14 protein-coding genes and 1 pseudogene are annotated in these 11,914 nt (G+C 62.7%); all 15 read left to right on the top strand.

Going from position 1 to position 11,914, the window contains the following annotated elements; genetic code table 11:
• Window positions 1-635 (top strand): RHS repeat-associated core domain-containing protein (locus BX592_RS18880; protein ID WP_208327919.1); only part of this gene is annotated, 635 nt, incomplete at its 5' end.
• Window positions 636-649: 14 nt separating this feature from the next.
• Window positions 650-892 carry a hypothetical protein gene (locus tag BX592_RS18875; RefSeq protein ID WP_134193316.1) on the top strand — a complete coding sequence of 81 codons (243 nt, stop codon included), beginning with the start codon at window positions 650-652 and terminating at the stop codon, window positions 890-892.
• Between the two features lie 46 nt (window positions 893-938).
• The gene (locus BX592_RS18870) at window positions 939-1,571 is read left to right on the top strand and encodes an RHS repeat-associated core domain-containing protein (protein WP_134193315.1); all 633 of its coding nucleotides are present in this window, start codon (window positions 939-941) and stop codon (window positions 1,569-1,571) included.
• Between the two features lie 80 nt (window positions 1,572-1,651).
• On the top strand, window positions 1,652-2,275 hold the full coding sequence (locus BX592_RS18865) for a hypothetical protein (RefSeq protein ID WP_134193314.1): 624 nt from the start codon (window positions 1,652-1,654) through the stop codon (window positions 2,273-2,275).
• A 30-nt stretch (window positions 2,276-2,305) separates the two neighbouring features.
• Complete coding sequence (locus BX592_RS18860; protein WP_134193313.1) at window positions 2,306-2,653, top strand: RHS repeat domain-containing protein; 348 nt, start codon at window positions 2,306-2,308, stop codon at window positions 2,651-2,653.
• A 68-nt stretch (window positions 2,654-2,721) separates the two neighbouring features.
• On the top strand, window positions 2,722-3,099 hold the full coding sequence (locus BX592_RS18855; RefSeq protein ID WP_134193312.1) for a DUF6697 family protein: 378 nt from the start codon (window positions 2,722-2,724) through the stop codon (window positions 3,097-3,099).
• Between the two features lie 167 nt (window positions 3,100-3,266).
• On the top strand, window positions 3,267-3,608 hold the full coding sequence (locus BX592_RS18850) for a hypothetical protein (protein WP_134193311.1): 342 nt from the start codon (window positions 3,267-3,269) through the stop codon (window positions 3,606-3,608).
• Window positions 3,608-4,492 (top strand): 4-hydroxy-tetrahydrodipicolinate synthase family protein, encoded by an 885-nt coding sequence (locus BX592_RS18845; RefSeq protein ID WP_134193310.1) that lies wholly within the window; start codon window positions 3,608-3,610, stop codon window positions 4,490-4,492. The genes BX592_RS18850 and BX592_RS18845 overlap by 1 nt, the downstream gene beginning before the upstream one ends.
• Window positions 4,493-4,604: 112 nt before the next feature.
• Window positions 4,605-5,258 (top strand): GNAT family N-acetyltransferase, encoded by a 654-nt coding sequence (locus tag BX592_RS18840; protein WP_134193309.1) that lies wholly within the window; start codon window positions 4,605-4,607, stop codon window positions 5,256-5,258.
• Window positions 5,255-5,665, top strand: a complete 411-nt coding sequence (locus BX592_RS18835) for a hypothetical protein (RefSeq protein ID WP_243849613.1) — start codon at window positions 5,255-5,257, stop codon at window positions 5,663-5,665. Before BX592_RS18840 ends, BX592_RS18835 begins: the two co-directional genes overlap by 4 nt.
• A gap of 154 nt (window positions 5,666-5,819) precedes the next feature.
• The gene (locus BX592_RS18830) at window positions 5,820-7,004 is read left to right on the top strand and encodes an FUSC family protein (protein ID WP_134193308.1); all 1,185 of its coding nucleotides are present in this window, start codon (window positions 5,820-5,822) and stop codon (window positions 7,002-7,004) included.
• 82 nt (window positions 7,005-7,086) lie between these two features.
• Window positions 7,087-7,487, top strand: a pseudogene (locus BX592_RS18825) (autotransporter domain-containing protein); the annotation flags it as partial.
• A 141-nt stretch (window positions 7,488-7,628) separates the two neighbouring features.
• Window positions 7,629-8,987, top strand: coding sequence for a cytochrome c (locus tag BX592_RS18820; RefSeq protein ID WP_134193307.1), 1,359 nt, complete (start codon window positions 7,629-7,631; stop codon window positions 8,985-8,987).
• Window positions 8,984-9,472, top strand: coding sequence for a (2Fe-2S)-binding protein (locus tag BX592_RS18815; protein ID WP_134193306.1), 489 nt, complete (start codon window positions 8,984-8,986; stop codon window positions 9,470-9,472). The genes BX592_RS18820 and BX592_RS18815 overlap by 4 nt, the downstream gene beginning before the upstream one ends.
• Window positions 9,469-11,880 (top strand): xanthine dehydrogenase family protein molybdopterin-binding subunit, encoded by a 2,412-nt coding sequence (locus BX592_RS18810; RefSeq protein ID WP_243849612.1) that lies wholly within the window; start codon window positions 9,469-9,471, stop codon window positions 11,878-11,880. The genes BX592_RS18815 and BX592_RS18810 overlap by 4 nt, the downstream gene beginning before the upstream one ends.
• Window positions 11,881-11,914: the final 34 nt, after the last annotated feature.

Here is an 11,914-nt window from a genome sequence, read left to right as displayed (position 1 = left end):
GGGTGTATGCGAACCAGCAGGGCAGTGTGGTGGCGCTGGCGAATGGCAATGGGGTGACGACGGGTGGTCAGGGGTATGGGCCGTTCGGGGAGACGGGCGGCACGCTGGCGTCGCGCTTCGGGTACACGGGGCAGCAGTACCTGGCGCCAGTGGGCCTGTACTACTACAAGGCGCGGATGTACTCGCCAAACCTTGGAAGATTCCTGCAGACCGATCCGGTGGGGTACGCTGATGATCTGAACCTGTACGCATACGTCAAAAACAATCCGGTCAATCTGACGGATCCCAGCGGGATGATTGCGTCGTTGTCTGGATCGTTTGCGAATGCATCTTCAGCCGCCTCAGCGAATGTTGCTGCTCAGCCGGCAACGGGGGGAGCGAAGCTTGATGGTGCCGTGATCGCTACGCCGCAGTCGGAGGTGGCCAGCGCTATTGTAGTTGCGCAACGGGGACGTCCGAAAAACGGTGACCCGGGAAGCTATTATGTACATCCACTCACGGGTGACGGCAGACGATACGGAGACGACGGGAAGCCTCTTCTAGATTACGATGTTAGTCATTCTCACGGTGAGATGGTTCCCCATATTCACATCTGGCGAAATGGAGTACGCGGCACTGGCGAGTCGCCATTTTAATGTCGAGTAAATCTATGGACGTTTTTTTTGCAAAAAGCAGGGCTGGGGTGGAGCGGTTTTTAAGAATTCAAGCAGTCGTTAAAGATGCTCGATTGTGGATAAATGGGGGGGTTAGCACCGAAGGTCTCGATGTTGAGCGGATGGAAATCACGAAGTTTAACGTCGAATTTGATTTGAGGGACCTAGGGCAGTACGAAGCGGTGGTTGGTACTATAGAAGATCATTACGAAAACTGTCATATATGGATTGAGGCCTAACCTTTGATCATTTCGGATTGCTGGGTTTGTACTACTACAAGGGCGGATGTACTCGCCCACGCTCGGGCGATTCCTGCAGACCGATCCGGTGGGGTACAAGGATGACCTGAACTGGTATGCGTATGTGGGGAATAACCCGGTTAATTTCGTCGATCCGGATGGCAAGGTCGCGGTCAATCTGATCATGGGGGCTACGAACGCCGTTATCGGGTTTGGAGTCAGTGTGGTAACCGGGGAGAGGGATGTCGAAAAACTTACCAAAAATGCTTTCGTTGACTTTGGCGTTGGAGCTTTAGCCGGACCAGTCGGTGGTCGTGCAGCTCAGATGGCTGAACAACTCGCCGTGAATACGGGGCAAGTTGTCGTTTCGACAATTGCAAAACTGCAAACGGGCTCATTATTTGCGCTCGGCGCGGGTGGCGAAGCTGTCAAGGCGGGACTGAACGGAGATGCCTTGAATGCTCAAACAGTGACTGGCATCGCTCTTGGTGGTGTACTCAGCGCGGCGCCAGGTATCGGTACTGCACTATCGTCAGCCAGCAAAGTCAGCGGTGCCAGTTCCAAGGCGGTCAGTACTATCGACACGGTTTACTCAGGCGCAGCATATGGCTTGGCCAATACGTTGTTCACTACTACCGTGGGCAAATCACAGCATTCATCGTCTTCGGGTTTCAGGTAAGCATGCACAGGATGCTCCGGGCAGATGGTCTCCCGGAGCCGTTCGAGGAGGGGTGGGTGGGATTCATATTTCGAGCTGATATGCAGAAGATACGTTTCCTTATTAAAAAGCTGGTACGCGACCGTCGTCTTGGCCGCGACGAGTGGAACTTTCTGTTGACCGCTTTTTTCACGACGTACGGTATAGGTGCGCTTGCAATTGGAACGCTCGTAGACCGACCCGCCTCGTTCAAAGAGATCGAAATCGCTTTGGTTGTTTTTTTTCCCGTATTTTTGCTTTTGTTTTTGCTGAAATCGTTTAGGAAATTTCTGGTGAGAAAGAGCAAATGGCGAACAATTGGTGCTGTGCTGTTGGCGATATTTGGGTTATTTATGTTTTCTGGGTTGGGAATTGGCTATGTAGGTTTCGTCAATGCAATAACCGCTGCAAAGGATGTACGTTTGGCCGCAGGGAGAATAGAGAGAATGGAGCCACGGAGACGGGACGCACCTCGTGTATATCTTAACGATGGTCAATCGACCATATCGAACGTACCCGTTAGTGATGAAGAGTTCGACACATTACGTATAGGCGACTACTACGTCAGCAATCTGAGGCTTGGAGGGCTTGGTCTTTATTACCGCTGGCGCATTGATTCATGGAACCGGGGATGGGAAGCCAAGGTTCGACAAACCACTGGAGAAATGTCCGGTAAAACCAGGTAGTCAAGCAGCAGGCATCTCGACTGTTGGCGGGTGCGCGGCGATCACACAGAACATACGGTCACGAACAGCTACGACCGGTTGGGGCAGCTGACGCAGACCAGCGCGGCGGGGCGCACCTTGCGCTACACGCGCGATGCGGCGGGCAACGTGACGGATATCGCGTGGCCGGATGGCTTCCACGTGGCGACGACGTACGACAGTTACCGACGCCCGGGTGCAGCTGCTGGAAAACGGCACGGCGAGTCTGGCGAAATGAGTGGCGCATCCGTCTCCGGCCCGAACAACAGTCAGTCATCTGACCAGGCCACGCAGAAGACCACGCAACTAAAAAATACCAATCCTTTACTCCACCCGTCACCGAATTTACAGGCGTTTTAGACGTATTTCGCTATTGTCTTGGCCTCCGCTGAAGCGGCATCGCTTCGTGCGGTTTTCTGGAGGCCTTTATGGACGAATTCGAAATCGGCAAGGAATATTCTCGCGAATATATTCACACGGTGTGCGGCGGAAGCAAGCAGGCCTTCTTGCCGACCAAACGCGGCAAAGTGGTTGCCGCGTGTCTGCGTATGGACCTGAACCCTCAGGCGCCCGACGTGGTGCTTTGTAACAGCGGTGCCGCCGCGCGCGCGGCGGGCCGAACGCTCGCGAAACAGGACGGCGCGATTCCTGTCTTTATCCGCGCGGAAACCGACCGTTTCCGCTACGTCGGCCAGTACGCGACCGACCAGTCGTTGACCGCGCCGCTCGAATGCGAACCCTACGCGCGTAACAGCAGTTTCACCGTAGGCCAGATTTCGCGTGTCATCAAGTTAAAACGGTGCTAAGAGGCGCTTGCAAAGCGCTTGCGTTGCCGGCAGTCGCGTCCGTCATGGGAGTCGTTGTCCGTCACGGCATTTTTTCACGCGACTGCCGCTTTTTTGCACCGCATTTATACCCGCAGGACTAATCTCGTATCTGTCTTGATCAACTACTGCGGGATTCACCGCTAATCATGGCTCTCTCCCAACCGTCCGAAGTCCCCGATTCCGTACGTTCCTTTGCACGGCCCCTCCCACGCAACAACGTCATCCCCTTCCCGCTGTCGCGCGCCTTCCTGCCGGTCACCCTGCTTCGAGATACGGAAGACGAAGCGCGCTCGCAACTCAAATCACTGCTGCACTCGCCGCTCGGCGTCTATGTCGTCAGCACGGAAGTCGTCCGTGACGGCGTGCGCGTGATGTTCTCAATCGCGCCCGAAGACCTCGATTTCACCTTGCATACGCTGATCGCATCGGTGCCGCATGCGCTGATCGGTTCGCTCAAACGGAACAGCCCGTCAAAAGAGGCGCACTGATGTACTCCGGTATCTGGCTGCCGATCGTCACGCCGTTCCGCAATGGCGAGGTCGATGTCGAAGGCTTGCAACACCTCGTCGACTATTACCTGCATACCGAGATCAGCGGCATCGTCGCGCTCGGTACGACCGGCGAAGCCGCGCTGCTGTCCGAAAGCGAGCGGCTGACGGTGCTGCAGGCGCTGCTCGATGTAGCGGGTGACCGTCTGCCGGTGCTGGTCGGCGTCGGCGGTCTGGACACCCGCGATGTAGTCCGTGAGCTGCAGCGTTACGAGCGCTGGAATTGCGCCGGCTACCTGGTGTCCCCGCCTGCGTACCTGTGCCCGGATCAGGCTGGTGTGCAATGGCATTTCGAGCAGGTTGCGTGCGCAACCGAGCGCCCGATCGTGCTGTACGACGTGCCGCATCGCACCGGCGTCAAGGTTGCGCCGGACACCGTCGACCGGCTGCTCGAGTTCGACAACATCGTCGCAATCAAGGAATGCGTGAAGGATCACTTCGGCGCGCTGCGCGATCTGCCGGTCAACGTGCTGTGCGGAACCGACGACGCGTTCATCGACGCGCTCGATGCAGGCGGTGCGGGCGGCATTCTCGCGAGCGCGCATGTGTGCGCGGACCTGCTGGTCGAAGTGCACGAACTGCACCGTGGCGGCCACGAAGACGATGCACGGCGACTTTTCGCGAACCTCGTGCCGTTGCTGCGGCTGTTGTTCGCCGCGCCAAATCCGGCTGCGATCAAGGCGATGCTCGCGTTCGATCATCCGCTTACGGACGAAACCCGCATGCCGATCACGCGTGCGTCCGCGCAACTGGTCGAGCGCCTTCGCCAGGCGCGCGACGCGCTGCAGGATTTGCGCGCGCAGACGCTGGGCGCGACGCACTAGCGGACTGTACGAGCGCGCGGCGTCGCGCGCGAGCGGCGACGCCAACGGGAAATCGAACAACGAACCACTGAAGTCAGGGACTTCGGACGTCAATCGAAGTCTGGAGGTATCAATGCAGAAAGAACGCGCAGCGGCAGGAAACCCAACAAGCAATCCTTCCCGCGTTGCAACCGTTCAGCGTGGCAGCGGCCCGGGCAGCGTCGAACTGCGGCGCTTCGATCCGGCGCGCGACTCCTACGAGCAATTGACCGCGATGCTGCATCGCGCGTTTGCGCGGCTCGGCATGATGGGACTGAACTGTCTGTGTGTCGCGCAGGCGCCGTCCGCCACGCGCAAGCGGGCGCAGGCCGGCGACTGCTTCGTCGCGGTCTGCGGCGGCGAGGTGGTCGGCACGATGACGCTGAATGCGCGCGACGCCGAATCGGTTTGCGACCACTATCGCGTCGAGAACGTCGCGACGCTGCGTCAGTTCGGCGTCGAACCGGCATGGCAAAGCCGCGGCATCGGCAAATCGCTGATTGCATTCGCCGGGCATTGGGCGGCGACACGCGGCTATGCGCAGCTCGCGCTCGATACGCCGTATCCGGCCGCGCACCTGCTCGACTTCTATCGCAGTCAAGGCTTTCGCATCATCGATGTGGTGCGCTTTCCGGAGCGCGACTACGACAGCGCGATTCTCAGCAAGCCGCCGGTCGCCGCGCGCACGCTGGCAAGCTGGTCGCGACGCCTCGAATTGCCGGTCCCGACCTTTCCGCGCGCAGCATGAACCCGAGCAACCGAACCGGTCGCAACGCAACGCTGGTGATGGTCGCGCGACCGCTGATGATGCTGCGCGGCATGTGCAAGGTGATCGCGATCGCCTTTGCGGTGAATCAGGTGCTGACAACCGTATTCACTTATGCTGCGCAGCGGATCGACACCACGCTGCCCCACCAGACGGTGTGGCTGTTCAGCTGTATGACTTGCGGGTTGCTGACGTTGTGGCTGCAGGCTGATGCGCGCCGCGCGTTCGCCGACGCGCGCAAGCAGGGCTTCGTGAAGATCACCGAAGGCAAGGAGCGCGCGCTGCAGATTGGCGCGGATTGCCCGAAGCGCTGGCTAGTGATTCTGCATGTCGAGCTGAATCCCGCTGCGTTTGCGGCGCCGGCCGGCAACCCGCCACGTCCCCGTTGATCCTGCGGTAGCCGGCGCAGCGAATGTATGCGCTGCCGGTGCGTTATCGCGACGGCGGTATGCGCAAAACGCGCCGGTGCGCGGCTCCGGGTCATTGCCGCATCATGTGCAAACCGTCTATAAAGACACTGTGTCCGTCACCGGCGGTGTCGTCATGGACGATCGTGAGCAGGTCGATGCAGCGCAACCGCACCCGGGCGACGGTGCGCAGGCCACGCGCGCCGATGCGGGCCAGTTTGCTGTTCTTGCCTGGCTGCGGCGTTGCGTCGTGCAGCCATGGCAGGCGGCGCTTGCGTGGCTCGAGCGGGTCGACCCCGGCACGCATCGCCGCGTAAAGGGGCTGCGACTAGTCACCGCGTACGGGCTGGCGGCTGCACTCGGCGCACTGCACGACGTCACGCGCGACGTACACCAGGGTGCGTTGCTCGCGACGCTCGCCGGCAGCTTCGCATTCTGGGCGAGCGTGTCGGAAGCAAGCACCACGCGCGCCGAGTCGACCCGCGACCTTGCGTTGCTGTGCGTCGCAACGGGCGTCGGCGCGGCCTCCTATGTCGTACTATTGCCTCTTCTATCCGGCGTCGGACGCGTGGGTCCGGAAATCACGCTGATCAGCGGCGCGTTCTGCGTCGGTTACCTGAAACGGTTTGGCCTGCTTGGCGGCGGGATCGGCTCGCAGATCTATCTGGGTCAACTCTACGCATACGGCATGAATCTCGTCCCCGCCGATCTGCAGACGATCGGCGTCGCCGTGCTGATCGCCGCGCTCGGCTCGATCGTGCCGCGGCTGTTGAGCGGACCCGCTGAGCGGCCGGCATTGCTGGCGGCGCTGTCGCCGGTTCCGGCGGTGCCGCCCGGGTTCGCGCGGCGCTGGCCGCCGGAGTTTGTGATGGGCTTGCAGGCAGCCGTTGGCGCGGCGGTGGTGATCGCGTTGAACCAGCTTGTCGCGCTCGAGGAATCGGTGTGGGCGATCACCGCTTGCACGTATGTCGTCGCCGGCTCCGCGAGCGGCACTGCTCAACGCGCGCGCCGGCGCATTATCGGCACGCTGGTCGGCGTGCCGCTGGGTCTCGTGTGCTTGCCGTTAGCCGAGCATGCGCCGCTCGTGGTGTGGTCGCTTGCGGCACTCGCGATGATCATCTATGCGATGGCGTTGCCCGATCGCTATGACATTGCCTGTGCCGCGTTCGCGTTCATCCTGATCGTGACACTGGCCGCGAACGGCATTCACTCGGTTTCCTATCTTTTTGCGCGCGCATGGGAGACGCTGATTGGCGGCGTGCTCGGACTCGCGGCCGCACTGCTGATTTTTCCATTGAGAGCCAATCGCGAGCAGAAGTAAAAGAGGCGATGCGGCACGGAACCGCGGTTCTTGAAACGAACCGGCACGCTGGTCTGCTAATCCGGCTTTGTCTTAGGCCGAAGGGCCAATTAGCCACCAGGACGGTGCATTGCGCGCGACGCGGATCGGTTTCGGCGCGGGCGCATCAGGCGAAGTCGGCAAGCCGTACGCGATTGCGTCGACAGCGATCGCGATCGAGCCGCAGGCGCAGCTTGCTCTATCAGTACCTGCATCTGAATGGCTTTTCCGACAGCGTGTCCGACATTGCGTCGAACGCCACCAACGCGCTGCGCGGCCGCATCGGCTTCCGTGTGTTCGATGCGAACCTGTCGAACGATTCGAAGACCGGCAGCGCGACGCCTTACTTCTCCGCGAATATCCTGCACGACTTCCTGTCGCCGGGCACGACTACCGTCGGCACGACGCCGTTCGACGTATCGCCGGCAGATTTTCGGCCAGGTCGGGTATCGCTATAGCTGGTGAACGGTTGACCTGAACGCGCGCCGAGCAACTTTTATTCAGAGGCCGCATCATACGGGTCAATCGTATATGCGGCGGCGTTGTGATGGAGGCTGGCTGAAAGGCAGGCCGCCGATCAGTCACAAGGCCGTGGCTGGAGGCCTGATGAAAGGGAAGATCGTCTTTGTTGCGGTCACGCTGGGCGCCGCAGCCGGCTTGTCGCGGGCATGGGAGCCCGTGATCAGTCCGCTGAGCGCGCCGCCGTCGCGTTCAGCCGATGCGACGCAGATCGAGCGCGGCGCGCGCCTCGCCGCGCTCGGTGACTGCATCGTCTGCCATACGTCCGCGCACGGCAAGCCGTACGCGGGCGGACGTCCGCTCGAGACGCCGTTTGGCGCGATCTACGCGACTAACATCACGCCGGACATGCAAACCGGCATCGGCGACTGGTCGCTCGACGCATTCCGGCGCGCGCTGCGCGATGGCGTGTCGCGCGACGGGCATCTGCTATATCCGGCGTTTCCGTATCCGCACTTCACGCGGATGACCGATGGCGACATCGCGGACCTCTATGCGTTCATGATGTCGCGCGCGCCGGTGCAAGCGACGGCGCCGCCGAATCACCTGGTGTTCCCGTTGAATTTCCGGCCGCTCGTGGCGGGCTGGAACATGCTGTATCTGAAGCGCGGTCCTGAGCAAGGAGTCGCGGTGCCGGCCAGCGCGCCGTCGGCGGCGTCGGACCCACGCGCCGATGCGGGCAACGCGCCGAACGCGGCCAGCGCGTATGCGGTGCAATGGCAACTCGGCCGCTATCTGGTGAATGGCGTCGCGCATTGCGCCGCATGCCACACGCCGCTTAACAAACTTGGCGCGGAAAAGCGCGATGCACCGTTCGCGGGCGGCACGCTCGAAGGCTGGGATGCGCCAGCGTTGACGAAGCTGTCGCAGGCGCCGACTCCATGGACGCAAGCGCAACTGGTCTCCTATCTGCGTACCGGTTTCGCAAGCCAGCACGGCGCCGCGGCCGGGCCGATGCGGCCGGTCACGCAGTCGCTCGCCCAGGCGCCGCTCGAGGATGTCGATGCGATCGCGACCTACGTGATGTCGCTGCAAACGCCCACTGCGGCGACACCGACTGCGGCGCCTGCGCGGCCCGCCGATCTCGAGCAGCTCGCACCGCCGGCGGCACTCGCGACCGGCGCGACGCTGTTCAACGCCGCGTGTGCTTCTTGCCATAGCATCGCCGCGCCGATGTCGACGCAGGGAGATCGTCCGTCGCTCGCGCAGGGCACCGCGGTGAACGCGGACAGCCCGCGCAACGCGGTGCGGATGATGCTCGACGGCATCGACTGGCACGGCAGCGATGCCGCGCACTTTATGCCGTCGTTCGCGCAAACCTTCACCGACGCGCAGATCGCCGATCTCGCGAACTACACGCGTGCGCGCTTTAGCGCGCGCGGGCCGTGGCCGGGGCTCGACGCGGCTGCGGTCGCGCGCATTCGAAAGGAGACCGCAAAACCATGATTACGCTGACCGTCAATAACGTGCTCCATACCGTCGACGTCGACCCGTCGACGCCGCTGCTCTATGTGCTGCGCAACCAGTTGCAACTGAATGGCGCGAAGTACGGCTGCGGCCTGGGACAGTGCGGCGCTTGCACGGTGATCGTCGGCGACGAGGTGGTGTTCTCGTGTCTGCTGCCGGTCATCGCATGCGGCGATCGGCCGGTGCGCACGATCGAAGGGCTCGGCAGTATCGAGCATCCGGGGCCTTTGCAGCGCGCGTTTATCGATCAGCAGGCCGCGCAGTGCGGCTACTGCATCGCCGGGATGGTCGTGCGCGCGCAGGTGTTGCTCGAACGCGTGAGCGCGCCGACTGACGAACAGATTCGCGAGCATCTGCAGCCGAATCTGTGCCGCTGCGGCACGCATATGCGGATCGTCGCGGCGGTCCGGCAAGCGGCGTCCGAGGCGAGCGTGTTTCGCGCGGGCGCGGGAGCGCAATCATGAAAGACGCCGGGTGGGACGGCGCGACATGGCCGGATTCGATGCCGGATGAAACGCGAGATGCAACGCGCAACGCCGCATCGTCGGCGGCGCCTGATGCGCTGCATCGCTCGCACGACACGACGCGTGACACCGTGCCCGATGCAAACCGCCGCCGCTTCCTGACCGCGGGCGCGTTGATCGTCAGCTTCACGCTACTGCCGCGATCGCGCGACGCGTTCGCGCAGACCACCACCACCACGACCGAAGCCGGCACATTCACCGCCACGGCGCCGAAGCTGCCAGGCAGCCTGAAGACGACGCCGGAACTCGATGCATGGATTCGCATCGACCCCGCCGGCAAAGTGACGGTCTGCACCGGCAAGGCGGAATTGGGCACCGGCATTCGCACCGCGTTTCTGCAGCTGGCGGCCGAACAGCTCGACATCGAGCCGCACACCATCACGCTGATCACCGCCGATACCGGAGAAACGCCGAACGAAGGTTACACAGCCGGTAGTCATTCAGTTGCCGATAGCGGCACTGCGATTTTCAACGCGGCCGCGCAAGTACGCGCGCTGCTGCTGCAAACCGCCGCGGCGCAACTGCATGTGGATGTGGCGACGCTCGTCACGCAACACGGCGAGATCGTCGCGGCGGATGGCCGTCGTCTGTCGTACGGCGACGCGGTGCGCGGCACCAACCTGCACCAGGATGCGCGGCCCGGCGTGCCGCTCAAGCCACCTGCGCGGTTCCATGTGGTGGGCCACACGCTGCAGCGTGTCGACATTCCCGGCAAGGTCACCGGCGGCGAAAGCTACATCCAGGATATGCGGTTACCTGGCATGGTGCACGCGCGCGTGGTTCGTCCACCCGCCTATGGAGCGACGCTGGTATCGGTCGACAGCGCGCGCGTCGAGCGCTTGCCCGGTGTGTTGAAAGTCGTGCGCGACGGCAGCTATCTGGCGGTAGTCGCCGACGATGAATGGCGCGCGATCGTCGCGATGCGCGAGCTGACGGCGGCCGCGCAATGGCACGCGGGGCCGCCGCTGCCGGACCCGGCGACGATCCACGAAACGCTGATCAAGCTGCCCGCGCGGGAAATCAAGGTCGCCGATCAGACCGGCGACGTGGCGCCCGCCGCGCATACGCTCGACGTCCGCTACAGCAAGCCGTATATGACGCACGGGTCGATCGGCCCATCGTGCGCGCTCGCGCGTTTCGACGATGGCTCGCTGACGGTGTGGTCGCACACGCAAGGGGTTTTTCCGCTGCGCGCGGGGCTCGCTGAAATGCTGTCGCTGCCTAAGGACCGGGTGCGCTGCATTCATGTCGAAGGCTCCGGCTGCTATGGTCACAACGGCGCCGACGACGTCGCCGGCGATGCCGCGCTGATCGCGCGCGCGTTGCCGGGCCGCACGATCCGCGTGCAGTTGATGCGCGAGCAGGAGCACACATGGGAGCCGTTCGGCCCGGCGATGACGACGCACGCGAGCGCATCGCTCGATGCGAACGGCACGATCGTCGACTGGCGCTATGAGCTATGGAGCAACACGCACAATAACCGGATCGAGAACGCGGGCCGCCTGCTGCCCGCCCAGTTGCTCGCGCAACCCTTCACACCCGCGCCGCCGCAGCCGATTCCAATGCCCGAAGGCGGCGGCGATCGCAACAGCATTCCGCTGTATCGCGTGCCGAACCTGCGCGTGGTGAGCCAGTTCATTCCCGATATGCCGATCCGCGTGTCGGCGATGCGCTCGCTGGGCGCGCATATGAACATCTTCGCGATCGAAAGCCTGATGGACGAGCTCGCGCTTGTTGCGCAGGCCGATCCGGTCGAGTTCCGTCTCAAGCATCTCGACGATCCGCGCGCACGCGATGTGATCCAGCTTGCCGCGCAGCGCTTCGGCTGGCAAAAGCGCGTGCCGGATACGGCGACGCCGCCGCGCATCGGAGTCGGCGGCACATCGCGTGGTGTCGGGTTCGCGTTTGCGAAGTACAAGAACCTGATGGCGTATTGCGCGATTGCGATAGAGATCGCGATCGACCGCGATACCGGCCGCGTCGATATCGAGCGCGCGGTGGCCGCAGTCGACTGCGGTCAGATCGTCAATCCTGACGGCGTGCGCAATCAGATCGAAGGCGGCATCCTGCAGACGACCAGCTGGACGCTGTATGAACAGACTACCTTCGATACGCGGCACATCACGAGCTACGACTGGAGCACGTACCCGATCATGCGCTTTTCGTCGGTGCCCAAACGCGTCGATGTGCATCTGATCGACCGGCCGGGGTTGCCGTTTCTCGGTGTCGGCGAGGCGGCACAGGGTCCGGCCGCGGCGGTGCTCGCGAATGCGATTGCCAATGCAACCGGCGCACGGATACGCGATATGCCGCTCGCGGGAGCACGTCTGAAAGCGGCGTTGGCGTAAGCGCGGTGCGCTGCGAGTGGGCGCGTTTGCCGCT

Source organism: Paraburkholderia rhizosphaerae (assembly GCF_004366595.1).
Lineage (GTDB): Bacteria > Pseudomonadota > Gammaproteobacteria > Burkholderiales > Burkholderiaceae > Paraburkholderia > Paraburkholderia rhizosphaerae.
Note: the sequence above shows the minus strand (reverse complement) of the source record. Positions and strands in the feature narration are given on the sequence as shown.